Here is a 26,436-nt window from a genome sequence, read left to right on the forward strand (position 1 = left end):
TAGCAGGCTTAAAACGGCTATAAATCAGTCAAGTGCACACTTTTACCGCTATATACTGGCCACTTTAGCTGAAAAGAAAGTGGCCACTTTGAGTAAAAAACGGTGGCCACTTTTTGGATAATCCCCACTGTAATAACAAAAATGCTGATTCTCTTAATTCCAGATTTGCAGACATACTTGATTTCTTTAAAATTGACATTGCCAAGGAATATATAGAACTATTGGTTGAGCAGGTTGCTGCAACATTTAACCAGTTGACTCAAAATAAGCAAGCGGATCTTTTAGAGTTGGAGAACAGCCACAGAGAAGTGAAGAAGAAGGTGGAGCGATTAGAGGAAAGATATATTGAAGAAGATATAAGTCAGGAACTTTACACAAAGTACCATGAGAAATATTCGGACGAAAAAAGAGAAATTGAGCGGAATTTGCTCATCCTGTCTAATAAAAGTTCGAACCTTTTAAAATGCGTTAGGTTGGCTATAGAATATGCCACTCAGCTACCTTTAAACTGGCTTTCTGGTGATTACCATACTAAGCAACAACTCCAAACATTACTGTTCCCTAGTGGTATGAGTTATGATAAGAAAAATGATAAAGTTCGAACCACTGAAATAAATTTAGTGTTTTTGTATATAGCTTATTTTCAGCAACTTATCAGTAAAAAGAAAAGAGGCATACCAGAATTATCTCTGGATTATGCCTCTTTTGCCGATTCGGTAGCGGGGAGCAGGATCGAACTGCCGACCTCAGGGTTATGAATCCTGCGCTCTAACCATCTGAGCTACCCCGCCGGGCAAAAATATTTGTTTAAATGATCAAATATTTAGGTGGTTATTTTTTGGAGTTGCAAATATAGAATAAATTACCTTTCTTTAGAAAAATAAAATAAAAAAAGTAGTCCGGAACTTTATTCTGGTAATGAATTAACATGGCAGAAAAGAAAAAATTTACGCTTGAGTACGAGGTTAAATCGTCACCACGAATACTGTATAGTTTTATAAGTGAGCCAAATGGCTTGTCGCAATGGTTTGCGGATGATGTAAATTTTCGCGATCAAGTGTATACTTTTACATGGGATGACGAGCAACAAAAAGCCAAGCTTGTTTCTATAAAAGAGAACAAATTAGTTAAATTTAAGTGGTTGGATGATGAACCACAGTGCTATTTCGAAATGGAAATTGTACAGGACGAATTAACCAACGACGTTGCGCTTTCAATAACGGATTTTACGACAGATGAATTACTTGCCGAGAAAAAATTGATCTGGGATAACCAAATTGATTATCTGATCAGTGTTTTAGGTGCATAAAATTCCCTATGCATTGTTTACCTTTGTAGGGTGAAAAAAATACATCTTCTTATTATAAAAGCATTTATTAGGCCTTTCATTGCTACATTTTTTGTGGTCATGTTTATCCTATTGATGTTTTTTCTATTTAAGTACGTAGATGATTTAATTGGAAAGGGCTTTGAGTGGTACACCATTTTGGAACTGATGTACTATCAATCTATGGTTCAAATCTCTATGGCCTTGCCACTTTCCGTTCTTCTTTCTTCCATCATGACTTTTGGTACCCTTGGAGAAAATTACGAACTGGTTGCCATAAAATCTGCAGGAATTTCGCTTCAAAAGGCTATGCGCCCGCTTATGCTTCTTATCCTGATTCTAACGGTGGGCTCTTTTTTCTTTTCTAACTATATGTTGCCTAAGGCCAACCTTAAATTTTACTCCTTAATGTATGATGTTCGGAATAAAAAACTGGCCTTTTTAATAAAACCGGGTGTTTTTAACAACAGCATTCCGGGCTACTCCATTCGGGTAGATCGAAAAGATCTGGATGGTACTTTGTATGGCATTACCCTATATGATCATAAAGGTTCTAATGGCATTCCAAAAGTTATAAAAGCAAAAGAGGGTGAAATGAATAAAACCAGTGATGGTAAATATCTGGTTTTAAAGCTTAAAGATGGCGTTCAATATGAAGAGCAGGCCAATAACAACGGTATTTATAATCCAAGGCAGGTGTTGGTACGAAGCAGATTTAAAGAAACAGAACCCAAATTTGATCTGTCTTCTTTTGAACCCAGTAGAACAGATCCTAATGCTTTTGGAAACAGTACGGTTATGCTTAATTTAAAGGGAATCGATAAAAAGAGAGATTCGTTAGGCAAAGTATTAGATACCTTGAATAAAAATACATCAGCAAATTTATCCAATAATTTTAGGCAAAATAATAGTGCAAAAGGTTATTCAAAACTAAAGATAACACCTAAAAAAATCGGCGATCAAATTTTAGCCAGTATTCCTGCTGGTGCACGGAAGCAGAGTATTGAAAGCGCTTCTGGAGTGGTTTCAGGTATTTCGCAAAATTTAAGTAACGGGGCACCTAGATATAAGGATTTAGTTGGGGAAATTATTTTTACCAGTGTAGAATATCAACGTAAATTTACGCTGGCAGCATCTTGTGTTCTTTTGTTTTTTATCGGTGCTCCACTTGGTGCCATTATTAGAAAAGGGGGTATGGGCTTGCCTGTCGTTGTTGCCATTTCCTTTTTCTTGGTTTATCATATTTTAACCACGGTTGCGGAGAAATCGGCCAGAGAAGGTTCTTTAAATCCAATCTTCGCCATGTGGTTCGCCTTTATTATCCTTACACCTTTGGCAGCTTTCTTAACATACAAGGCAACGGTAGATTCGGCTCTTTTTGATGTAAATTATTATAAGCAATTCTTTATGAAATTGTTTAGAATCAAGCAGAAAGAAGACTAATATCCTTTACTTCCAAATGATATTTTATTCATCTTATTGCTTAAATAAGGTTGTACCTTTGCCTAAGCTAAATTGTTACAGTTTATAGCAATTCGATTGAAAAAAACTAGCGACTTATAACAATCAAATATTAGTGTTTTTATAACATGCAAACAAAATTAAATACCATACCAGAGGCTATCGCCGATATTAAAGCCGGTAAAGTGATTATCGTTGTAGATGATGAGGGAAGAGAAAATGAAGGCGATTTTTTAACTGCAGCTGAGAACGCAACTCCAGAAGTAATCAATTTTATGGCAACTTATGGGCGTGGCTTAATCTGTGCGCCTTTAACAGAAGAACGTTGTAAGGAGTTAAACTTAACGCTAATGGTAGGTAAAAATACAGCAGCCTACGAAACAAATTTTACGGTTTCGGTAGATTTGGTTGGCCATGGCTGTACCACCGGAATTTCTGCCAGCGATCGTTCTAAAACGATGTTGGCATTGGTTGATCCTAAAACCGATCCAGAAGAACTGGGCAGACCAGGACATATTTTCCCGCTTATTGCTAAAGATGGTGGCGTAATCAGAAGAGCTGGCCATACAGAGGCAGCGGTAGATTTAGCCAGATTAGCAGGAATGAAGCCGGCAGGTTTGTTGGTGGAAATCTTAAAAGAAGATGGAGAAATGGCTCGCTTGCCGGATTTATTGAAGATTGCCGAACAACATCAGTTAAAAATTATCTCGATTGAAGATTTAATCGCTTATAGGTTAAACATAGATAGCTTGGTTAAACCCGAAGTAACCATTGATCTTCCAACTGCCTGGGGCGATTTTAAAATGACCGCTTATACTCAACTGGATAACAACGCTACACACTTAGCCATTTCTAAAGGTGAATGGGGTGCAGATGAACCAATCTTGGCTCGTGTACACAGCTCTTGTGTTACGGGCGATATTTTTGGCTCTTGCCGTTGCGATTGTGGTCCACAATTACACAAGGCTTTGGAGATGATTCAGAAAGAAGGTAAGGGTATTGTGGTTTACATGAATCAAGAGGGTAGAGGCATTGGGCTGATTAATAAATTGCGTTCTTACAATTTACAAGATGCTGGTTTTGATACCGTTGAAGCCAATATTAAATTAGGCTTTAAAGGCGATGAACGTGATTATGGTGTAGGTGCACAAATTTTAAGATCGGAAGGGGTTTCTAAAATGCGTTTAATGAGCAATAACCCAACTAAAAGAGCGGGTTTAATCGGTTACGGCTTAGAGGTTGTAGAAAATATTCCGATCGAGATTGAAAGTAACATTCATAACGAACGCTACTTAAAAACCAAAAGAGATAAAATGGGTCATTCCATTATGAAAGGATAATTAGAGTTTAAAGTAAAAAGTAGAAAGTTAAAACCAGTATCCAACTTTAACTTTCTACTTACAACCTTTCACTTTAAACTTTCCACTTTCAACTCTCCCCAATTATCTTCTCGGATTTCCTTTACTCTGATTAATAATTGCTTCTTTACTAATCGACTTATTTGTTTTAACTGGTTGTTCGGCCTGTTTTCTTTTTAAGTTTCTGCGGTACGCTCCAGAAAGTTTCTGAATAAATTCTTTAAAAGTATCAAACTGCTGCGTGTACACCAGGCCAAATGAAGTTACGTTCGCTGTCGGACTAATTCCACTATTCAAAAATATACTTTGTTGCGTTGGCGGTTTATTGGCCACTTTGCCAGTTAAGCTTCCATCTTTCTTAATTAAGAAAAGTGCCTCAACTTCGCTTCCTACGTTCTTAGAAAAATCTATAATGGTTAAGTCGTTCAAACTGTTTCGATCTACAATGCCGGCATTAACAATTAAGCGATCGTTAAAGAACTTAAAGGATGCATTGGCCTCACTTAACGATCTTACGTTTAAATCGACAAAGTTTAGATTTAGCGATGATAAAACGTTGTTAAATTGATTGAAAACAAGTTCGGTTGCCGTACTCGATACGGTGGACTGTAATTGATTTCCAATAGATTCACCTCCATTTCCGGGCGCAAAACTCCTTCTAATAATTAAGCTGAATGCCTGTAAATTTAAATTATTCTGATCGCTGAAATAAGTTTGTAGTTCTTCTTTAATTGCAGGTTGCGATGGGAAATAAATATCCAATTTAATATCTGGTTTTAAGAGCAAGCCCGTTAATCCCATTTCTACTTCTGTATTTACCCTTTGGTTTGCATTGCTGCTTGCATCGCGATTGGCAGCCTTAAAAAGTTCGTTTAAGTTTGCTCTTAAGGCATAAACCGCTTTTAAGTTAATCTGTGCTGCGGTAGGGTTTCCTGTCCATCGGATAGTTCCACCCTGTCTGATGTCAAATTTCTTGTTGATTACTTCCTGAGCGGTAAAATCGAAACTTCCGGTTTCAATGATATAATCTCCAGACATTTCGAAATCGCCCAAACTGTTAATGTTCAGGTTTAACTCTGCATTTCCCTTTCCGCTGAGATTACCAAGCGTGGTGTAAATATTTGCGGTTGTATTGGGATCGATGGTTAACTTGAAACTAAGCGTTAAGCCATCAAAATTAGTAGTCTTTTTAACTACAGCTGCAGAATCTCTACTTATGAAATTGATAAAATCTTTATCGGAAACGGTTTCAGAACTGTTTAACGGAAGATTGAAAATGGTGCCTTTTTCGGTTTTTGCCTTAATATCAATCTTCATTTTGTTGGTTGGCCCCGTAAACTTAAATACCCCAGTTCCATACGCCCTTCCGTAATACACAGAGTTATCTTTAGCCGTGGTATTTAGCGCCATAAAGCTATTGGCATTTAGCGTTACGTTTAAGTCTGGATAATTGATATCGTTCAAATCGACCGTTCCGTTTGCAACCGCTTGGTGCCCCTCTAGATCATTTAACTTAAAGTCTTCAAGATTAATTATGCTGTTTTCAACCTTAACTTCATCGGTAATTACATACGTTGTTTTTAAATAATTAACCATAAGCTGACCTTTATCAAGGGCCAGGGTTCCGTTAATTTCAGGTTTATCAAACTTTCCCTTTACCGTTAAATCAGAAGAAATATTGCCTTTTAAGTTAGAAACCAGCTCTTTAACAAAAGGTTCGAGGATGGTCAGTTTGCTTTCATTCATCCTGATGTTTAGATCGATTTCCTTTTCCTTTAAATCTAAATTTCCGGTAAGCTTAAAAGTTTCATTACCATCGGCCATTATTCTGGTAAAGACGTTTATTTTATTGTTTTCATTATTAAATGATGAGGTATCTGTTAGGGTACCAATGTAAATATTGTTGAAATTTAATGAATCGATTTTAAGATCATCGCTTACTCTCGGAGCCTTTAAAATTCCATATAAATTGGTTTCGCCATTGGCATTTCCGGCAAGCGTAACCCCAAAACCTTTCGTAAACGGATTAAGCGTTTTTAAGCTAAAATCTTTAAAACCAACCTTAATTAAATCTTTGGGGTCTTCAGAAATTAGGCCATCAACTGTAATTTGTTGTGCACCATTGGTTAAGTCGAAATTCGTAATCTGGGTTTTGCCATTATTTAAAACAATACGCACCTTTTCCTGAATACGCCACTCTTCACTATTGATTTTTAAAATTGAAGGCAAGATACTTAGCCTCGCGGTGGTGTCCTGATTTTTTGTAAACTCTACCAATCCGTTCAAATCGAGCTGGTTGGCATCGTCTGAATTTGACATTTTAACGTTGAAGGCCAAACTATCATTCCTTAAGATATTGGAAATGTTAACATCCTTTATAAATAAACTGTCGTTAATTTGAACACGATCTGAAGTTACAATTAACTGCAGCTGTTCTTTGGTTGTATTTTCATCGAGGATAATATTGTTAACCACAACACCATTAAACTTCAGCGCTTTCACAAAACCGTTAAGTGTGGCTGTATTGTTTCTCGAATCAAAATCTCCGATAAGTGTTGCGCCCTCATCTAGCTGTAAACCAGGCGATATAAATTGTGCCAAAGGCTCAAAATTTTTAACCTGTAGATTAAATTTGAAAATCTGGTTTTTGTACTTTATAATATCTGCCTTAAGCGATGGTACATAGGTTTTTGCAATGGCTTTATAATAAGAAACAATAGAGTTTAAATCATACTCTCCGGTTATGCTGGCATCTAAAATATCCGATTTAATGGTTAGATTTCTATTTGCTCCAGTTCCATTTGCAAGCAGCTGAACTGAATCTACATGGTAAATGCCTTTAGGATTTTGAAGTCGAATTTCTTGGATTAGCAGTCTACCTTCAATGTTATTGAGATTTGTACCCGAGAAGTTGGTGCTAAATTTAGCATCAACCATTAACGAATCTTTAAGTAATTTCAAAGCTTTTAGCTTTGCTTTTGTTATCGTTGCCTTAAAATTAAATACCGGAAGTTTGGGGTTTAAATTTACACCTCCATCAAATACAAGCTTAACATTTTTATCATTAATGCTTAATTTCCCATCAAAGTATTTCTTGTCAAAAGTTCCATCAATTTTTACATTTCTATACCTGTAGTTGTTGAAGTCTATATAATCGACATCGCCATTGATGTTTTCAGATAAATTTTTGAGTTCTGTACCTTTTCCCTTAACATATAATGAAGAACTAATTCTGCCCAAACTTTTTTCATCCAACAGATTGCCAATGTTAAAATCGTAAGTTTTGATGTTTCCGGTGTAAGATGGAACATCATTTTTATCGATCTTCATGTTAACATCAGATACAAAGCGGCCAAGTTTCGTTTTAAATTCTCCGTAGGCGATAAAGTCATTTTGAAAACCTGTAAAGCTTCCGTTAAAATTGATGTTGCCAAATTTGTTAACAATACTCGGAATCAGCTTTTTCTTGCTATTGGTAATGCCCGCCAAAACCTCGTCTAAATCGGTTTTGTTTGTTCCTGCCATTTCTATGTTCAGATCCATAAAAGTTTCTTTCCATTTCGGAAGTCCTTTTATAATGAAATCACCTTTAATGTAAGTGGCCTTACCAGATTTTATAGATAGTTTTTTAGCCTTTAAATTGTTTACCAAACCTGTTATTTGGCCGTCGATATCCAAATCAAGTTTCATATCGTTTAATTCGGGCGCAAAAAAGGCCACATCTCTAGATGACAGGTGGCTATCTTTAAAAACCGCCTTCATTCTCACATTATCGATGTAATGATTAAAATCTTTAAAAGTATTAAAGCGCATTTGGTAATAATCTGTTAAGCGACTTTGGCTCGTCTCTAACAACAAATTCTTAAGCTCAATGGCATTACTGTCTACAGTGGTTTGCGCACTGAGGTTTTTTAAATAAAAACCGCTTTTTTCTTTTAAGGTTAAGTTTTTTATGTTTGTTTTAAACAGATGGGTTTTAGTATCCAAGCCTTCAAAAATCCCGCTTAATTCCTTAACGTCAACATTATCAAAGTTTACACTTTTGCCTTGCGATTGATCTTTGGCCTTATAGTTTTTGTACTTAAAGCTCATTTTGTTTAGAATGATCCGGCGGAAATCGATTTTGTAAGGTTTTGATTTCTTTTTCTTTACAGTAGGCTTACCGCTATCGAAGTAATTAATGATGAAATCAAGATTAGAAGAATTATCTTTGAAGTCTTTTAAGAAAAAGCTTCCATTGTTAATTTGAACGGTATTAATATCAATTATCTTTTTATCAATTGATAACTGATTAATATCAACCATAAACTGTGGTGTACTTAAAAGCGTATCTTTCTGTAAATCGAGCACAAGTAAATCTTCGAGCACGATGGATTTGAAAGGCTTAATGTATAAGCTTTTAATTTTAATGGTAGTATTAAGCTCCTTTGATAAGTATGCGGCAGCTTTCTGAGCAAAATAGGTTTGAACAGGCTTAAATTGTAAAGAAAAGATGATCAGCGCAAGCAGCAAAATTATTGATGCAATTACCCAAAGGAGTATTTTAAATAGTTTTTTAATAATTTTGCAGCTTAAATATTAATAATTTGTCTGTTATACTTGCTATCGAGTCCTCTTGCGATGATACTTCAGTTGCCATATGTAACAACGGCAAAATTACTGCCAATGTTATTGCAAACCAAACAATTCATCAAAATTATGGTGGTGTAATCCCTGAATTAGCTTCAAGAGTGCATCAGCAAAATATTGTGCCTGCTGTACAGCAAGCATTAATTGATGCTAAAGTTACAAAACAGGACGTAAAAGCCGTAGCTTTTACTCGCGGACCTGGTTTATTGGGCTCGCTTTTGGTTGGAGTTTCTTTTGCCAAATCATTTGCTTTAGCTTTAAATGTACCCTTAATTTCTGTCAATCATATGCATGCGCACATACTGGCGCACTTTATAGATGATCCAAAGCCCAATTTTCCTTTCCTATGTTTAACGGTTTCTGGCGGGCATACCCAAATTGTTTTGGTTAAAGATTACTTTGATATGGAAATTGTAGGCGAGACTTTGGACGATGCAGCAGGTGAAGCTTTCGATAAAACAGCAAAAATCTTGCAATTGCCTTATCCTGGCGGACCGTTAATTGATAAACATGCTCAATTGGGAAATCCACATGCGTTTAAGTTTGCCGTTCCACAAATTCCAGATTTAAATTTTAGTTTTAGTGGTTTTAAAACTTCAATCTTATATTTTATCAGAAAGCAAGAAAAAGAGAACCCGAACTTTATTGCAGAAAATTTAAATGATATTTGTGCCTCGGTACAGTACAGCATTATTCAGATTTTAATGAATAAGCTGAAGAAGGCTGCTCAGCAATATGACATTAACGAAATAGCAATAGCAGGTGGGGTTTCTGCCAATTCTGGTTTAAGAAACACCTTGCAACAATTGGCTGTGGAACTTGGCTGGAAAGTTTATATTCCTGCCTTTCAATATTGTACAGATAATGCGGGAATGATTGCCATTGCGGGGTACCATAAATACCTTAAAAACGATTTTGTTGGGCAAGAGGTTTCGCCAATGGCGAGGATGGAGTTTTAATTTAGGTTAACCGTTTAATTGTTGAGTTGGTTAATTTGATTATTGTAATTTGTTTGTTGAAAATTGATTTTATATGACTGGAGCATCGTTAGTATTTTGGATTGTTTGTGCCATTCCTTTAATAGGAATTTTATATTGGCTAATTAGAAAGGACAAAAATAAGCTTAAAGGAAGCTGGGGGATAATTATACTGGGTGTTTTGTTAATTGCTGCGCTTTTGGTAATTGTTTATGTCACTAAAGATTTCGATGCTGTTTTTAGTCAGGATGCATAGGTAGAAAAATATATAACATTTTTAAAGCTTTCCTCAAAAGGGAAAGCTTTTTTGTTTGGTTAAAAACAATTTATAGCCTTATATTTTTACTAAAAACTTGAATTAATACTACAATTGCTGTATTATTAATTTGTTTTTTTTTGTGTAAAACATATCTTTATGGCATCATTCCTCAAAAAAATCAATTAACTTTTTAAAACCTAAATTAATGATGAGGAAAAACTATACCTTGTTTAAGCGCTATGCGCTCGCTTTCGCCCTATTTGCCATTACGGCTGTTGTTGTTTATTCATGTAAGAAAAACAGAGAGCCTTCCGCTTCAGAGATAAATGCCGAATTAATTAATGAATCAAAAGCTTATTTCGAAAAAAATATTCTAAATCAGCTACAAATAAATGATAACAATATAAGGCATGGGCTTGGGAAGACACCATTGTGGGATAAAGCCTTTGTAAAAAAATATCAGTTGGCGATGCTGTAATAGTTCCGGTAAAGTATGGCTCGCCTATTTTTCTTAAGGAGGAACATACGAAAGAAATTGAAGAATTAGAAAAAACGAGTTATCTTATAATTTACAAAGATAATAAGAAGGCCATGCAGGCAGAATGGTTGACATTGATGCCGATGTTAAGCGATAACAATGGCAAGTTTATGGGCATAATAGATGTTGAAGAATGGAATGGCAAATTTAAACGCGGATACGCCATCGGAGCCAATGGCGATGCAAAAGAAGTATATCTTAGCGAATCGGTTATTTATAAAAAAGCCAATTACAATATGAGCACAACCTGCATTAGAATTGACCATTACAGTGGTGCGGGTGTGGATGGTTACATGACTTATACCTACATAGGAAGCGAAACCTTTTGCTTTGGTAGTGGCAATGGCGGTGGCCAAACAGAGGAGGCACCCGATTTGGGTAATGATGGGGGAACTTCAGGTGCTGGCCCCAATGATTATACTAGTGTTTACGATTGCCATGGTGATTTAAATGGCACTGCAATAATTGATACTAATTGTGGTTGTATTAAGGGAAATACTGGATTTGAAAGCTGTGCTGACATAACTGAAAAAATTAAAAACGAGTGTTTAGACGGTGTATGGAAAAGTCTAGAAGGAAACTTGGATGGCAAAATTACTAGTATATTAAATAGCACTTTTGGGACCAGCGACAAAATTAATTTTAAGATTACTGATGGAAATATAGATAATGGCTATGCAAGAACGCAAGTTATTAAAGACAAATTAGTTGATGGAATCCATAATTTTGATGTGAAAGTAACACTTAATAAAAACACATTACCTTCAACTTCAAAAGAATTTATTGCTACCACTATTGTACATGAGATTATGCATGCATATTTCGATTTCAACAAGACACATTATACACAACAATTTGAACAACATAAAGATATGGCGGAGGGTTATATTGAGCAGCTAAAAAATGCTGTAAAGGATATTTATCCTACAATAGGAAACAAAGAGGCTTATGCATTGGTATTGAATGGGTTCGGAGATATATTTGGTAATGATTTGTCTTATTGGAATACTTTGCTTTCTAAGTATAATTTGGATAATCAACAAATTATAAATATTAGAGACGCATATAAAAATCATAGTTCAGGGACTAAAACTGCATGTTCACCATAACATTAAATTATTAAAATGAAAAAAATAACATCCATAATAATCAGTATATTTTGTATCATTCCTTTCATTTCAAATGCTCAGGATAAACTAACATCATCAAATGTTTATGATGTTAGTAGTTATGTTTCAGATAATTTTAAATTAAAAGACAAGACTCTTGATACGCTTTGTTTATATACTACCGTGTTTATAAAATTTAGAATTTCTGAAAAAGGAAATATTGATGATCTTACGCTTACAGAAAGGATTCCAGATGTGATTAAAAAAGCATTGGAGAAAGCTATTAAATCTTCAGACGGTCATTGGAGTAATCTAAAAACCGACATAGAATATTTTGCTAATAAAAGCTTCATTTTGCCTGTTGTATTATTTTATGGTAAAGGTTGTGGGGAAGGAAATGGAGAATTGGAGCTTAATATCTCTGATGAACGGAGGGCAAGAGAATACAGGAGGCTTGATAATACTGTACGAAGTGCAAATTATGCGGTACAAGATCTTTTAAATTCAAATGGAAAATCTGTAAATATGTTAGAATGTGTGATACTGTCTCCGTTAAGCATTGGAGCCCAGGGATATTGATTTTAATAAGCAAATTAATATATCAGCTTTAAAGTATAAAGAACATATAATAATTAAGGAGTATGGCAGTGCTTTAATGATAATTAAGAGTTACACTAAAATAATTTAGAAACCCCCTCAAATTATTTCAAACAAAAAAGTCCTGCCTAGAATTTAACTTGGCAGGACTTTTCTATTTTATTGGAAGTTCTATTTTTCTTCCAGTTTATCGCCTGTAACTTCGGCTTTTATTTTTACTTCCAGTTCTTCGGCCAATTCAGGGTTATCACTTAAAAGTTGTTTAACGGCATCTCTACCTTGTCCAAGTTTTGTATCTCCGTAAGAGTACCATGAACCTGCCTTTTTAATAATTCCAAAATCAACGCCTAAATCTACAATCTCTCCATTTTTAGAAATTCCCTCGCCAAACATAACGTCGAATTCAGCAATTCGGAAAGGAGGAGCTACTTTGTTTTTAACAATTTTTACCTTAACACGGTTACCAGAAACTTCGTCAGAATCTTTAATTTGAGAAATACGACGAATATCTAAACGAACTGAAGCATAAAATTTCAGTGCATTACCGCCTGTTGTAGTTTCCGGGTTACCGAACATTACGCCAATTTTATCACGCAACTGGTTAATGAAAATGCAGCAACATCCTGTTTTAGAAATTGTACCAGTTAATTTACGTAAGGCCTGGCTCATTAAACGGGCATGTAAGCCCATTTTACTGTCGCCCATTTCGCCTTCAATTTCACTTTTTGGTACCAAAGCTGCAACAGAGTCGATTACGATTACATCAATTGCGCCAGAGCGAATTAAATTATCCGCAATTTCTAAAGCCTGCTCGCCATTATCGGGTTGAGAGATTAAAAGATTATCGGTATCAACACCTAATTTCTTGGCATAAAACTGATCGAAAGCATGCTCTGCATCTATAAAAGCTGCAATACCACCTTTTTTCTGTGCCTCAGCAATAATATGTGTGGCTAAAGTTGTTTTACCTGAAGATTCAGGACCATAAATTTCGATTACTCTGCCTTTTGGAATACCACCAATGCCTAAAGCAATATCCAAACTAATCGATCCAGTTGAAATAAAATCAATTGGTTCAATAGCGGTATCGCCAAGTTTCATTATGGTGCCTTTGCCATAAGATTTTTCTAATTTATCTAGTGTTAATTGTAGGGCTTTTAATTTATCAGGATTTGCGCTTGCCATTTTTGTTGTGATTTGATTACGTAAATATAATTGATTGTTCGGCTAATATGCTCGTATGTTTATAAGTAATAATACTAAAATATTTAGCTAAGTTAATGGTTTTTTGGCTAATGTCAATAGTAAAGTGAAAATAATTTAAGCATTATGTTTATCTCGCTCATTTTGAGCCGTTAAGCGCTCAAAGTATCTGCACATATAAGTGATTTCGCACACCGCACATTTAGGGTTTCTGGCTACGCAAACATATCTGCCATGTAAAATCAGCCAATGGTGGGCAATATGAATATCATGCTCGGGCAAATTTTTAACCAAATCCTTTTCAACAGCTAATGGAGTTTTTCCATTCGTTAACCCCAGTCGATTGGCCACACGAAAAACGTGTGTATCAACGGCCATCGCTGGTGCATTGTAAATTACAGAAGCAATTACATTTGCCGTTTTCCGGCCAACGCCTGGCATTTTTTGAAGGTCATCTATACCTGATGGAACCACATCATTAAATTCGTTAACCAAAATGTTAGCCATTCCAACCAAATGCTTGGCCTTGTTGTTGGGGTAACTGATGCTTTTTATATAATCAAAAACTATGTCTGGTGTAACTTCGGCGAGTGCCCTTGCATTTGGAAAACGTTGAAATAAAGCTGGCGTAACCATATTTACCCTTTTATCGGTACACTGTGCCGATAAAATTACCGCAACTAAAAGCTGATAAGGATTATTATAGTGCAATTCTGTTTCAGCATCGGGCTGCTTTGCCGAAAAATGTTCTACAAAAAGTTTATAACGTTCTTTTTTAAGCATGGGCAAATATAGCTATCAAGTTATATGTATCAAGTATCAAGAGCTACGTTGAATCATTAATTTCCATTAGCAACTTGTCGCATTCGGCGAAAGCATTATAAAGGAATTTATTTCTATGTTTTTCGCCCTGCCCACTAAACGAAACTGATTTCCCAATTAGGCTCTGCATCCATTGTTTGGTTTGCTGGCAATAAGACTGATCTTCTGTTTTTAAATAGTTAAAGGTGTTAAACCTATTATAGCAAGACATGGAATCCTTAAAATCGACCAGATAAGAAATGCTTCCCAAAACATCGCAGTTAAACCAATTAAAAGTATGGCTGGGATCAATGGTCTTTTTACTGCTAATGGCATACATGTTCATGTCGGTAAGACAATATCTTACCTGTTCAATTATTTGTTTAGCGAACATTTTCGATACATAACCAGCTTCGTATGCGTATCGTATCTGTTCAATTGTGCCATGAACAGTATCCTTTGCCCAAATTTCTGTACAGGGAATTTCCAGATAAATCTGGTTAAGTTCTTTTGAAATTGATATGATTTCCTCGTCAAAGAGATTTGGATCGAATTTTATTTCCGTATTCATCACGCTATCAGACCAAAAGAAAAGCTTAAAGCACGTTAGTTCCGGGTATTTAAAAAAATGGAACAACGGAATATCATCTGTAGTAATGGTAATGTGTTTCTGTTTACTCTGCTGTATTTGTTTAAGATTTTTTAATAAATCCTTAAGATACATTAGCATATTCGGGATTTCCTGATCTACGCTTAAATAATCGAAAGTTACAGTTGGCAACTGGTTTGGCTTATACAAAAATGGAACGCCAAAACTATCTGAGAGTTTCACAATCTGCTGCAGGTTTAAAATGCTGGTCCCCCTAATTTTCTTATAAGCTTCGTTTGTGCTAATTGCCAGTGCATCGGCTATGCTTAATGCCAAATTTTGATAGTTGGGTAGCGAAGATTTAATGGACTCAAAAAATACCACTTGTTGATTAATCATAAAGAATATCTTAATGATTGAAGTTAACAAAAAATAATATCTAATAAAATTTATTGTTGCCAATGTTTTGCAATTAATAATCTTAAAGATTTTATATAGATTAATTTATATTCTTTTAAATTATATATTATCTGTTGTATAATCTATTTAGATAATTCTTCTTTTGTATCATTTCTATTTTTGATTGTCTGCTAATTCATGCACGATATAAATAGAATTAAAATGAAAACTATAATTATTGTATTTGCGCTGGTCTTATCAATTGGTTTAGCTAGCGCTCAAGATCGGGGAGATGTTTTTTTTAACTCCCTTAGTGGTGGCGTTGAATTTGGCGCAGCAACTTTAAAAGTGCCTTTAATATCTGGCTTTATTGGATTTAATAAACCAAACTCTTATTTAAAATTAAAATTTTCCTCACTTTCTCAAGAAATGTATGAGGTAAATGTAAATGGTGAAGAAACTAAAAAGCCAGGCTTTTCTGAGGTTGGATTAATGTTTGGCAAACGGCTAAAGCTTAATCCCAATAACAGATTTGAGTTTGGGGCTGGAGTGGGGCTTATCGCCGATTTACGGAAATATGATGAATCGAACAGTAATACGTTGAGGGAAAAAATAATACAGAAAAACGCAGTGGGCTTAATTGGAGAGATTAAATACATTTTTCGATTTGTAGATGGTGTCGGTGTTTCGGTATCCATAAACGGTAACCTCAATCAACAAAAAAGTTTTGCTGCTGCGGGTTTAGGTTTGGTTTTTAATTCAAAATTGATTCAATAGTATGAAAAAGCACATATTAACATTATCGCTGGTTTTGGGTTATTGCATAGCCTTTGCTCAACAGGATACACTTCATAAAAATCGTAAAACCTATTTTGGATTAGGCTTTAGTTTTGGGAAGGGTAACATAGATGGGACTTATGGTGATCTATTCATCTATGTAGAACAGAAGAGTTATTATCTGGCACTTAAAACTTCTGGAATAGATGAGATAAAACTTTTTGGGAGTCAGCCCGATTTAGTGGTATCTGACCTGAGTTTAATTGCTGGTAAAAGAATAACCTTAGATCGATATAATACCTTTCAGGTGGGTTTGGGTATTTCTATGTTTGAGCAACAGACCAAGGGAGCAATTATCCCCAGAGAGGGAAAAGCATGTCTTTTCTGTTCGACCAATTATGAAATAATTAAGAAGAAACAATTCGGTGTTCCCTTCGAGGTTCGATATCACCTCAATCTGGATCGTACCGCTTCCTTAAACCTTGGTTTTTCTGCCAACTTAAATAAGCTCAATAGTTTTTGTGCCATTTCTATTGGTACAACTATAGGGCGACTGAGGGATCGAATTAAAAAACGCTAGTGGATGGCTGCATATTCAGATTTGACAACGGGAAGTTCGGTTTCCGAAGTTTTAGAGGAATTTCTTCTGATTAACCAAAAAGCAAAGAAAGATCCAATAAGCGCCATTGCTGCACCCACATATGCAGGAGAAGTATAATCAAAACCGTAAACCAAGGGAAGTCCGCCAAAAAAAGCACCCAATGCATTTCCAATATTAAAACTGGCCTGACTGGCCGATGCTGCAAGCATTTCCGAGCCTTTAGCGGTTTGGATCATCAACATTTGGATAGGGGCAGCAAGTGCAAAAGAAACAGCGCCGGTAATAAACGTCATTAATAGGGCCAATACTTGGTTGCCCGAAACAAAGTGAACAATGGTTAGTGTGATGACCATTATGATTAATAACGCTGCCGATGCTTTTGCAGGAGAATATTTGTCTGCCAAAATACCGCCGATAAAATTGCCAGCCATCATGCCTAAACCCGCTAACATTAAAATATAGGTTACATTTTCTGCATCGAAACCGGCAACTTCTGTCATTAATGGGGCGATATAACTATACCATGTAAATAATCCGCCCGTGCCAATAGAAATCATGAATATAATAATCCATGCATCTCTTTTTTTAAAAAAGCTTAGCTCTGCTTTTAAATCGCGATTTTTGGTAGCCTCGAGAGCTGGTAGCCATAGCTTTAAATAAAATAAAGTAATCAATCCTACAGCTACTACAACTGCAAAAGAAATTCTCCAGGAAAAATTATGGCCAATAAATGTTCCAAGCGGAACGCCAATAACATTTGCAATGGTTAGGCCCATAAACATAAGCGAAACAGCTTGAGCTTCCTTTCCTTTTTTTGCTATGCGACTCGCTACTACAGAACCCACTCCAAAAAATGCTCCATGAGGTAAACCAGAAAGTAATCTAGCTATAAATAAAGTATCGAAAGTAGGAGCAAAGGCAGAAAATGCATTAAAGACCGTAAACATGGCCATTAAGGCAATGAGGATCTTTTTTGGTGGATATTTTCCAGCAATCATAATCAGTAACGGCGCACCAATTACAACGCCCAAAGCATAGGCAGAGATTAAATGTCCCGCCTGAGGGATGGTTACATTTAAATCTTTTGCAATATCCGGAAGTAAGCCCATCATAACAAATTCTGTTATTCCGATGCCCAGTCCGCCTAAAGTAAGTGGGATTAAGTTCTTATTCATAGGGTGCTTAGTGTTAAAATTACACTATGTAAAGGTAAGACTTTTTCAACCAATGAATTGTAAAATTCAAGCCATTTTGATCCGGCTAAAACTTAATAGGTAAAATTGAAAGGTATCGGAGAAAACCGAGTTGCTCGGAGTAGACAAATTTTAATGGTAGATACAAAAAAAAGCTGCCTCACTTTGTAAGGCAGCTTTTTTGGCTCGTGTAAAATTTACTTCGATTTGCTGTAAGCTAAAATCCTGTTGATGGTTTCATCCTGAGGATTTGTTAGCAGTCCATCCAACTTACTTTTTATTTGATCATAAAATAAGTCGATATCAGCATCGGATTCATTATCAGTTGTAGACTGAAACATGTTTTGGGTTGGTAAATTTACATTTGTTTTTGATGTAGAGGTTTTTGTCATAAGCAACTAAATGTTTTTGTTTTATAAACTTAACGATAGTTGCTATGCTTTATTTCAATCACTAAAACATTTTATGTAACTTTTTTATTACCCTTTATAGGTCATCTCCTTTGTCTTAAGCATTTTGCGCAAATTGCTCAAAGCATATCGCATTCTACCTAAAGCTGTATTGATGCTTACATCAGTTAAATCGGCTATTTCTTTAAAGCTCAAATCTGCATAATGGCGCATAAGAAGCACTTCTTTCTGCTCATCGGGCAATAAATGAATCATTGCTTTTAAATCTTTATGCGTTTGGTCGCGGAGCATTTTTTCTTCTGCACTCTCATCATAAAAGTGTAGCATATTAAATACATCCATTCCATCAGAACTCGTAATGATAGGAGTTCTTTTCTCTTTTCTAAAATAATCGATAACTAAGTTGTGCGCAATACGCATTACCCAAGGTAAGAACTTGCCTTCCTCGTTGTATCGTCCAGATCGCAAGGTGTTAATTACTTTGATAAAAGCATCTTGAAAAATATCCTCCGCCAGATATTGGTCTTTAACCAATAAGTAGATAGAAGTATAAATTTTGCTTTTATGTCTTCGTAAAAGTTCCTGCAATCCATTCTCGTTCCCGGTAATGTATAACTTTACCAGGTCCTGATCATTATATGATTGTAAATTCATAGGTTTACCTACACTAAATCCCGTACTATTTGCTAAAAATTAATTTGTAGATGTTTAATTTCTATAGCTTCTCTCCTATGTTTTTGACTGTTGTTAGTTTGGTTCTGAGGTTGTTAATAATCAAAGAAAGTGTTTTTTTTATCAAAAAACAAAAAATAAAATGTTAAAAAATAAATTAACCGTCTCAGTACCCTATTTTTGTATGTTTTTAAAACCCTTGTTTAACACTGGGGTTTATATTTTATATTCTTGATAATACATGAGCAAAAACGAAGCCGAAAAAGATCCGCATAAAAATATTATTATAAAAGGTGCCCGGGTGCACAACCTAAAAAACATAGATGTTGCCATTCCGAAAAATAAATTGGTGGTCATTACAGGTATGTCGGGTTCGGGTAAATCATCGCTTGCATTCGATACCTTATATGCTGAAGGTCAACGTCGTTATGTAGAAAGCTTATCTTCTTACGCCCGCCAATTTATGGGGCGTATGAATAAACCTGATGTAGATTATATTAAGGGTATTGCCCCTGCAATTGCCATTGAGCAAAAGGTAATTACCTCTAATCCGCGTTCTACCGTTGGTACATCAACAGAGATTTACGATTATTTAAAACTTTTATTTTCTCGGATCGGAAAAACAATTTCCCCCGTTTCAGGCAATGAGGTTAAAAAGGATTCGGTAAGTACAGTTGTAGATTATGTTGGCTCGATGCCTGAAGATACAACGGTGACTATTTTTTGTCCTTTATACCCGCATAATAACCGAACAATTAAAGAAGAACTTGCTATTTTATTACAAAAAGGATTTTTAAGAGTTCTGATTGAAAATAAAATAGAAAAGATAGAAACTGTTTTGGATGATGCAGATTTTAAAGATGCTGAGTTAACCGATGATAAAACTGTTCAAATATTAATCGATCGAATTGTAACCAACCAGGAGGAAGAAACCTTAAGTAGATTGGCAGATTCTACACAAACTGCTTTTTTTGAAGGTAAGGGCGATTGCTATGTTGAGGCTAATGGTGTAACCAAGCATTTTAGCGATCGATTTGAGCTGGATGGAATGCGCTTTGAAGAACCAACGCCAAACTTTTTCTCGTTTAATAATCCGTATGGTGCCTGCAAGCGTTGCGAAGGTTATGGAAATGTAATTGGAATAGACGAAGATTTAGTAATTCCTGATAAAAGCAAAAGTGTTTATGATAACGCAATAGCGCCTTGGCGTGGAGAAAAAATGAATGTCTGGCTACAAAATTTTGTTAAAGCTGCACCAAAATTTGATTTCCCAATACACAGGCCTTATGGCGGATTAACTGAAAAGGAACAACAGCTACTTTGGACAGGAAATAAATATTTTGCGGGTTTAAATGCTTTCTTTAAAGAGTTAGAAGAACAGACTTACAAAATCCAATATCGTGTAATGTTGTCTCGCTATCGCGGAAAAACCACCTGTCCAGATTGTAAAGGTTCTCGTTTGCGTAAAGATGCTTCGTATGTTAAAATTGCAGAAAAATCGATCATTGATGTTGTTTTAATGCCCCTAGCTAAAGCGTTGACTTTCTTTAATGAGCTAAAACTTAACGAAAACGATACTAAAATAGCTAAGAGATTACTGGCTGAAATTAATAACCGTTTCCTGTATTTAAATAATGTAGGCTTAGGTTATTTAACCTTAAATCGATTATCGAATACCTTGTCGGGAGGAGAATCGCAGAGAATTAACCTTGCCACCTCATTGGGAAGTAGCTTGGTAGGTTCTATTTACGTTTTAGATGAACCAAGCATCGGCTTGCATCCTCGAGATACCAATAAACTGATTGAAGTTTTGATTTCATTAAGAAATGTTGGAAATACCGTAATCGTAGTTGAACATGAAGAAGAAATGATGCGTGCGGCCGATTACATTATAGATATTGGTCCTGAAGCAGGTACACATGGTGGAAATTTAGTATTCAGTGGCAATTACGAAGAAATTCTAACTGATAAAAAAAGTTTAACTGGCCGTTATTTAGCTGGGATTGAGAAAATTGCGATCCCAGAAAAAAGAAGGAAATGGAAAGATCACGTACTAATTAAGGGTGCTAGAGAAAACAACCTGAAAAATGTTGACGTTAAGTTTCCCCTTGGTGTTTTCACTGCTGTAAGCGGTGTTTCAGGTTCTGGTAAAACGAGTTTGGTTAAAAAGATTTTATATCCAGCCTTGCAAAAGGCTATTGGAAATTACGCAGGTGAACAGACTGGTGCCTATGATGGCATTTTTGGTAATTATGATTTGGTAAGCGCTGTAGAAATGGTCGATCAAAATCCTATTGGTCGTTCTAGTCGTTCTAATCCAGTAACTTATGTAAAAGCATGGGATGATATTCGTGCATTATTTTCTGGTTTGGCAGCTGCAAAAGCTGCGGGTCTAAAACCAGCAGCCTTTTCTTTTAATGTAGAGGGTGGTCGTTGTGATGTGTGCCAAGGCGAGGGCGAAGTTAAAATCGAAATGCAATTTATGGCCGATATTTATCTGCCTTGCGAAGCATGTGGAGGCAAGCGGTTTAAGCAACAGGTTTTAGATGTAACGTATAAAGAAAAAAATGTATCCGAAATTCTCGACATGACTATTGAGGAGGCTGTTGATTTCTTTAAGGATGAACAGAAAATTTTAAATAAATTAAATCCTTTGGTTGATGTTGGTTTAGGTTATGTGCACTTAGGGCAGTCTTCCAATACCTTATCAGGCGGAGAAGCGCAACGAATAAAACTGGCATCTTTCTTAATCAAAGGAAACAATGCCAACAAAACTGTATTTATTTTTGATGAACCAACTACCGGCTTACATTTTCACGATATTAAAAAATTGCTTAAGGCATTAAATACGCTCATAGAGCAGGGAAATACCATTTTGGTTATCGAACACAATATGGATATGATAAAATGCGCCGATTGGGTTATTGATATTGGTCCTGAAGGAGGAGATGGCGGTGGTCATGTTGTTTTTGAAGGAGTTCCTGAGGATTTAGCAAAAGAAAAAACTTCTTATACGGGAAAATATTTAGCATCGCATTTAAATTTAAATCCATAATTTCGGCAATGCTTTTTCTAACGTTTTTCATAGGCATCATCCTCAACGCCATGGGCTATATTCCCCCTGGCAATATTAACTTAACCGTTGCGCAACTTGCCATTAATAAAGGCATGCGCCAAGTTTGGTACTTTATTCTCTCTTTCTCTTGCGTAGAAGTATGTTTTACTTTTGGTATGATGCGCTTTGCCCGCTGGGCGATGAGTGACATCAATCCGAATGAAGCCGTAAGCGAGGTTCGGCTGGGTACTCTGGTAGATTGCTTTATGATTTTGATGTTCTTGGTAATGGGAACCATTACTTGGAGAAACCGAAAGAAAGTACCTAAAACGAGCAGTAAAAAGGAAGATAAACGAAGCGGAAGTGTTTTATATGGCTTAATTTTAGGGGTTTTAAATCCTGTTCAAATTCCCTTTTGGCTGTTCTTTGGTAATTATGTAATTCTGCACCAATGGATCGAAACAGATTACTTATCGCTAATCATTTTCGCTTTAGGTTCGGGTTTTGGTTCTGCTGGCGCGTTATATTTATACGCACATTTTGCAACCTATATTCAGGAGAAGTTTGCGTTGAGCAGCTTAATTGTAAATAAATCTATAGCGATTTTCTTATTCGTTTTGGCAGCTTACTTAATTGTTAAACAGCTGATTATAATTTTGTAAGTTGTAAAATAATCTTGGTTTATGTAATCTCGACCAAGGTGAGGTAAAAAGCTATTTTAAAAACTCTACATTCCATATCTTTTCTGCTTTTCTACCAATCAGCCAAAAAGAAGCCGCCAATACAGAAAAGAATAAGGCTTTGTGCCAGCTATCCCAAAAGTATTCGAAATATCGGGTGTACAGGTTAATGAAAAGGAAAGTAATACCAAACTCGCGTGCAATATCATCATGGTATTTTAAGCCGAAAACGGTGCTTATTACACATATTGCTGCAGAAATGAGCGCCCAATAAAACAAACTTAATTGCCTTACATTGTACCATTCCTCCAAGCTTGCAAAGTTTCCGAAAACGGATAATGCCCAAAGTGATACAAATAAATATACCATCCCAGCGATATAAGTAACCTGAAAAAAGTGTTTGGTTCTGGGCAACGCTTTCATAATGAAAGAAACTGCAGTTAAGATTGCACCAAATGCCACAAAACGTAAAGGATAATTCATTCCAAGGAAATAATAGTTCCACCGACTTAAATATCCAGTTTCCGTTCCGAACCAGGCGCCTAATGAAATTAAAGCGAAAATCCAGATCAGTCTCGAACTGAAAATGTAACCCAATGCACCGTAAATAAATACTGAAATTAAAATTAAGATAGAGAAATTGCCCGAGCCGTTATCTACCGCTTTCCCAAAATAAGCTATTGCATTGGCTGTTAAAAGTATAGCCGAAAAAACAATTGCCTCGTTACTAAACTTTAAATGTGCTAATTTTTTCTTTCTTCTGAAACCCAAAATATATAACCAAGCCGCCAAGCCACCAGAAACTAGGGCAATAACAATGTTTGGCGTATTGTAAACTCTTTTAAGATAATTAAGAATAGAATTATCGATTAAAAGTGAGCCTAATGCAATAAAACCACAGGCTAGTGCTACCCAAAAGGCATATTGTGCAAGACGAAGCCAATCAAAATTTTTCGCTTCATAACTCTTTCGAAGCTTTGTGCCCGTTTCTTCGTTAATTAAGCCATCGGTTTGCCATTGCTCAATCATATCATCAAGAAACTCACTTTTTTCTCTATCGATTTTCATAGGTTAGGTTGTATGCGAAGATATAAAATTAGAATCAAGATAAAAGTATCAAGCATCAAAACCAATTTCTTCAATCAAATAACTTCCTTAATTTTCTTATTATTTCCAACAATCCAGATAACATCACCATTATCAAATACGAAATCTGATGATGGATTTAAAATCTTATCTGCTCCCCGTTCTATGCCAACAATTAATGCCTGTGCTTTCTCTCTAATTCCGGCATTCCTAATGCTTAAGCCGTAAACGGATGATTCGTTATTTACAACTACTTTCTGAAGCGTCATTTCTTTATCAGGAAAGCTTTTTTCGGATTCCGTTTCAGGAATATCAACTTCCAATATACTTTTTACTGAAGCGAGTTGATCATCGGCACCAATTAAAAGAAGCTTATCATTTGGGTATAACCGTTCATCTCGACCAGGTGTTGGGATATTGTTCCTTCCTCGTTCAATCATAGCGATGTTTACACCATATTTCTCACGGATCATAAGTTCGGCCAAAGTTTTGCCAACTACTTCAGATTCAGGCGAAACCATTAATTCTGCCAAATGCGTATCCCAGGGTAAAATTGCGGGTTTTTGATTTTCTCTAGCGTTTAAATTTAGCATGAAACGTTTCTCCAGCTTATCGTAAAACGATTGAAGTTTTCTCGAAAAGATAATCATTCCGAAAACGATTAAACCAAGCGCAATAACGGCCGCTACCCAAGTGTCGAAAAATTCGTACATCAAAAAGCCAACAAAGAATATACCGAGTGCTATTCTGAAAAACTCAATGGCTATTAACGGACCTCGGGTATATTTTTTATTCAACCAAAGGTGAGCATAAGCTGTTTTCTGAATTCTCCTAATGGATAGCGCCCATAAAAAAGGCGACATTAATACAAATGAAACCACTACGCTTATAATGATTGAAGTTAAATTATTCGCGATGTTTTTTACGATAAAGGGTTGCACGTACCTATAGGCCAAAAAGATTATGGCGATAATAATCACGGAGTGGATAATGGTATTGAAAATATAAGAACGCAAAAGTATTTTCCAATCGCTTAATGTCGTGATGCCCTCTGTACTCGAACTGTATCTTTCAATTCCATCAAGCCATTTTTGTGGCAGTTTTCTTTTTAATAATTGATAGAATGGCTCTGATAATTTTATTAAATATGGTGTTGTAAACGTTGTGATTGCTGCTACTGCAACCGCAATTGGATAGAGAAAATCGCTGGTTACTTTTAAGGTTAAACCCAAAGATGCAATAATGAAAGAGAACTCCCCGATTTGTGCCAAACTCATTCCGGATTGCACCGAGGTTTTTAAGGGTTGCCCAGACAATAATGCGCCCAGTATAGTAAAGATGATTTTACCTAAAATTACAACTAATGAAGCAACAAGAATAGGTATTGCATATTTGACGAGCATTGATGGATCAATCAGCATACCTACAGATACAAAAAATACGGCTGCAAATAAATCTTTAACAGATTTGGTCAAATGCTCTATTCTTTCGGCCTGAGTGGTTTCAGCAAGAATAGACCCCATAATAAATGCGCCTAGGGCAGGAGAGAAGCCTACTTTGTCTGCCAAGAGAACCATTACCAAACATAAAGCAAGAGATACCACGAGCATGGTCTCATCATTCATTAATTTTTTTGTTGCCTTTAAAAAAGAAGGAACTAAAAATATACCCCCCAAGAACCAGAGTACGAGAAAAAAAGCCAGCTTTAAGATAGAGTAAAGCATCTCTGTTCCGGCAGATTGCTGACTAACTGCCAAGGTTGAAAATAATACCAACAACAAAATGGCCACCAAATCTTCTACAATTAAAACACCAAATACCAGGCCTGCGAACTTTTTATGTTTAAGCCCGAGTTCTTCGAATGCTTTTATGGTAATCATGGTTGATGAGATAGACAGAATTCCGCCGAGAAACAAACTATCCATATCTCTCCAGCCCATTGCCTTTCCAACTAAATAACCAGCAAGGATGATAAATAAAACCTTCACGATTGCCGTGATCGAAGCAGAGCCTCCCACCTTAACCAATTTTTTGAAACTGAATTCTAAACCCAAACTAAACAGAAGGAAGATTACTCCAATCTCTCCCCAAATGTTAATGCTTTTGGTATCGGTTACGGATGGAAAAAAACTTAGGTGAGAACCAACAAGAAGTCCGGCTAAAATATAACCCAGCACTAGAGGTTGTTTAATTCTTTTAAATATGAGGGTGGTTATGCCTGCTGCGGCAAGAATTAGCCCTAAATCGGCAATTAAATCTGGTAAGTGCATATATAATAAAAATGAGTTTAATTGAAGTAATAATCTTTATAAGCATAATTTAATATGCTCTACTTTTTAAAAAATATAACTGCAATCTGCAGTTTAAGAAATTACACTGTTTACCAAAAAAAATGTTTCGGGTAAAGCATTTTAAACAAACACCAATAATTATATTTTAGCCTTTTAATGAGGGTTTTTGAATCGATTTTTCTGTGTAATACTTGAAGAAAAACCAAATACAAGAGTGCTAAAAAAGAGCCCGTAGAAATTTTCAATGTAGAATTGGAGATGAAATCTCTTTGGAAGCTTTCGTTTTCCTGATGATAATTTGAATGGGATTTTGAGATTTCTTTAGCTGAAAAAAAGCTTTTTTTGATGTTGTAATTTTTCACATTGGTTCCTGCTTTCTGCGATGCGAAACCCGCAAAACTTAATGAACTAATAAGAAAAAATA

At 35.8% G+C, this 26,436-nt stretch carries 21 protein-coding genes and 1 tRNA gene; 12 read left to right on the plus strand and 10 right to left on the minus strand.

The annotated features are described in order from the left end of the window. Positions 1 to 717: 717 nt before the first annotated feature. Positions 718 to 791: transfer RNA gene (locus DF947_RS20770), tRNA-Met, on the minus strand. A gap of 137 nt (positions 792 to 928) precedes the next feature. Between DF947_RS20770 and DF947_RS20775 the strand changes: the two genes are divergently transcribed. The 3 genes from DF947_RS20775 (at position 929) to DF947_RS20785 (ending at position 4,128) form a co-directional block, all read left to right on the plus strand. Beyond that, positions 929 to 1,309 (plus strand): START-like domain-containing protein, encoded by a 381-nt coding sequence (locus DF947_RS20775; RefSeq protein WP_109932622.1) that lies wholly within the window; start codon positions 929 to 931, stop codon positions 1,307 to 1,309. Between the two features lie 30 nt (positions 1,310 to 1,339). Then, positions 1,340 to 2,770 (plus strand): LptF/LptG family permease, encoded by a 1,431-nt coding sequence (locus DF947_RS20780; RefSeq protein WP_109932624.1) that lies wholly within the window; start codon positions 1,340 to 1,342, stop codon positions 2,768 to 2,770. Between the two features lie 146 nt (positions 2,771 to 2,916). After that, complete coding sequence (locus DF947_RS20785) at positions 2,917 to 4,128, plus strand: bifunctional 3,4-dihydroxy-2-butanone-4-phosphate synthase/GTP cyclohydrolase II (RefSeq protein ID WP_109932626.1); 1,212 nt, start codon at positions 2,917 to 2,919, stop codon at positions 4,126 to 4,128. Between the two features lie 102 nt (positions 4,129 to 4,230). Here DF947_RS20785 and DF947_RS20790 read toward each other — a convergent pair whose 3' ends face one another. Beyond that, positions 4,231 to 8,658 carry a translocation/assembly module TamB domain-containing protein gene (locus DF947_RS20790; protein WP_109932628.1) on the minus strand — a complete coding sequence of 1,476 codons (4,428 nt, stop codon included), beginning with the start codon at positions 8,656 to 8,658 and terminating at the stop codon, positions 4,231 to 4,233. A gap of 74 nt (positions 8,659 to 8,732) precedes the next feature. Between DF947_RS20790 and tsaD the strand changes: the two genes are divergently transcribed. From tsaD to DF947_RS20815, 5 genes are all read left to right on the plus strand, one after another. Next, on the plus strand, positions 8,733 to 9,734 hold the full coding sequence (gene tsaD / locus DF947_RS20795; protein WP_109932630.1) for a tRNA (adenosine(37)-N6)-threonylcarbamoyltransferase complex transferase subunit TsaD: 1,002 nt from the start codon (positions 8,733 to 8,735) through the stop codon (positions 9,732 to 9,734). 73 nt (positions 9,735 to 9,807) lie between these two features. After that, positions 9,808 to 10,008, plus strand: coding sequence for a hypothetical protein (locus tag DF947_RS20800; protein ID WP_109932632.1), 201 nt, complete (start codon positions 9,808 to 9,810; stop codon positions 10,006 to 10,008). 208 nt (positions 10,009 to 10,216) lie between these two features. Next, positions 10,217 to 10,489 carry a hypothetical protein gene (locus DF947_RS20805; RefSeq protein ID WP_146202956.1) on the plus strand — a complete coding sequence of 91 codons (273 nt, stop codon included), beginning with the start codon at positions 10,217 to 10,219 and terminating at the stop codon, positions 10,487 to 10,489. 113 nt (positions 10,490 to 10,602) lie between these two features. Then, complete coding sequence (locus DF947_RS20810) at positions 10,603 to 11,658, plus strand: hypothetical protein (RefSeq protein ID WP_109932636.1); 1,056 nt, start codon at positions 10,603 to 10,605, stop codon at positions 11,656 to 11,658. A 15-nt stretch (positions 11,659 to 11,673) separates the two neighbouring features. Then, positions 11,674 to 12,237 carry a hypothetical protein gene (locus DF947_RS20815; RefSeq protein ID WP_109932638.1) on the plus strand — a complete coding sequence of 188 codons (564 nt, stop codon included), beginning with the start codon at positions 11,674 to 11,676 and terminating at the stop codon, positions 12,235 to 12,237. Between the two features lie 189 nt (positions 12,238 to 12,426). On the opposite strand, the gene recA is transcribed toward DF947_RS20815, so the two are convergent. The 3 genes from recA to DF947_RS20830 all read right to left on the minus strand — a co-directional run bounded on the left by recA (position 12,427) and on the right by DF947_RS20830 (position 15,247). After that, complete coding sequence (gene recA, locus DF947_RS20820) at positions 12,427 to 13,440, minus strand: recombinase RecA (RefSeq protein WP_056869925.1); 1,014 nt, start codon at positions 13,438 to 13,440, stop codon at positions 12,427 to 12,429. A gap of 135 nt (positions 13,441 to 13,575) precedes the next feature. Continuing rightward, entirely contained in the window at positions 13,576 to 14,241 is a 666-nt protein-coding gene (nth, locus tag DF947_RS20825) for an endonuclease III (RefSeq protein WP_109932640.1), read from the minus strand. 43 nt (positions 14,242 to 14,284) lie between these two features. Further along, on the minus strand, positions 14,285 to 15,247 hold the full coding sequence (locus DF947_RS20830; RefSeq protein ID WP_109932642.1) for a helix-turn-helix domain-containing protein: 963 nt from the start codon (positions 15,245 to 15,247) through the stop codon (positions 14,285 to 14,287). Positions 15,248 to 15,469: 222 nt separating this feature from the next. On the opposite strand from DF947_RS20830, the gene DF947_RS20835 reads away from it, so the two are divergent. Both DF947_RS20835 and DF947_RS20840 read left to right on the plus strand, forming a co-directional pair. Then, positions 15,470 to 16,024 (plus strand): hypothetical protein, encoded by a 555-nt coding sequence (locus DF947_RS20835; RefSeq protein WP_146202957.1) that lies wholly within the window; start codon positions 15,470 to 15,472, stop codon positions 16,022 to 16,024. Between the two features lies 1 nt (position 16,025). Then, on the plus strand, positions 16,026 to 16,604 hold the full coding sequence (locus DF947_RS20840; protein ID WP_109932646.1) for a hypothetical protein: 579 nt from the start codon (positions 16,026 to 16,028) through the stop codon (positions 16,602 to 16,604). Here the strand turns inward: DF947_RS20840 and DF947_RS20845 are convergent. The 3 genes from DF947_RS20845 to DF947_RS20855 all read right to left on the minus strand — a co-directional run bounded on the left by DF947_RS20845 (position 16,601) and on the right by DF947_RS20855 (position 18,882). Continuing rightward, on the minus strand, positions 16,601 to 17,800 hold the full coding sequence (locus DF947_RS20845; protein WP_109932648.1) for an MFS transporter: 1,200 nt from the start codon (positions 17,798 to 17,800) through the stop codon (positions 16,601 to 16,603). The two genes, DF947_RS20840 and DF947_RS20845, sit on opposite strands and share 4 nt — an antisense overlap. A gap of 215 nt (positions 17,801 to 18,015) precedes the next feature. Then, positions 18,016 to 18,210 carry a hypothetical protein gene (locus tag DF947_RS20850; protein ID WP_109926812.1) on the minus strand — a complete coding sequence of 65 codons (195 nt, stop codon included), beginning with the start codon at positions 18,208 to 18,210 and terminating at the stop codon, positions 18,016 to 18,018. Between the two features lie 87 nt (positions 18,211 to 18,297). Then, a complete protein-coding gene (locus DF947_RS20855; protein WP_109932650.1) occupies positions 18,298 to 18,882 on the minus strand; it encodes an RNA polymerase sigma factor in 585 nt (194 codons plus the stop codon). A 259-nt stretch (positions 18,883 to 19,141) separates the two neighbouring features. Here DF947_RS20855 and uvrA point away from each other — a divergent pair, with 259 nt between their 5' ends. Together uvrA and DF947_RS20865 are read left to right on the plus strand one after the other, a co-directional pair. Further along, positions 19,142 to 21,955: an excinuclease ABC subunit UvrA gene (gene uvrA / locus DF947_RS20860; protein ID WP_109932652.1), complete on the plus strand. Its 2,814-nt coding sequence runs from the start codon at positions 19,142 to 19,144 to the stop codon at positions 21,953 to 21,955. A 50-nt stretch (positions 21,956 to 22,005) separates the two neighbouring features. After that, complete coding sequence (locus DF947_RS20865; protein WP_240615434.1) at positions 22,006 to 22,617, plus strand: LysE family transporter; 612 nt, start codon at positions 22,006 to 22,008, stop codon at positions 22,615 to 22,617. 51 nt (positions 22,618 to 22,668) lie between these two features. On the opposite strand, the gene DF947_RS20870 is transcribed toward DF947_RS20865, so the two are convergent. Both DF947_RS20870 and DF947_RS20875 read right to left on the minus strand, forming a co-directional pair. Next, positions 22,669 to 23,703, minus strand: coding sequence for a DUF2157 domain-containing protein (locus DF947_RS20870; RefSeq protein ID WP_109932656.1), 1,035 nt, complete (start codon positions 23,701 to 23,703; stop codon positions 22,669 to 22,671). A 74-nt stretch (positions 23,704 to 23,777) separates the two neighbouring features. Continuing rightward, a complete protein-coding gene (locus DF947_RS20875; RefSeq protein ID WP_109932658.1) occupies positions 23,778 to 25,991 on the minus strand; it encodes a cation:proton antiporter domain-containing protein in 2,214 nt (737 codons plus the stop codon). Positions 25,992 to 26,436: the final 445 nt, after the last annotated feature.

Origin of the sequence: Pedobacter paludis (assembly GCF_003173575.1) — a bacterium.
Lineage (GTDB): Bacteria > Bacteroidota > Bacteroidia > Sphingobacteriales > Sphingobacteriaceae > Pedobacter > Pedobacter paludis.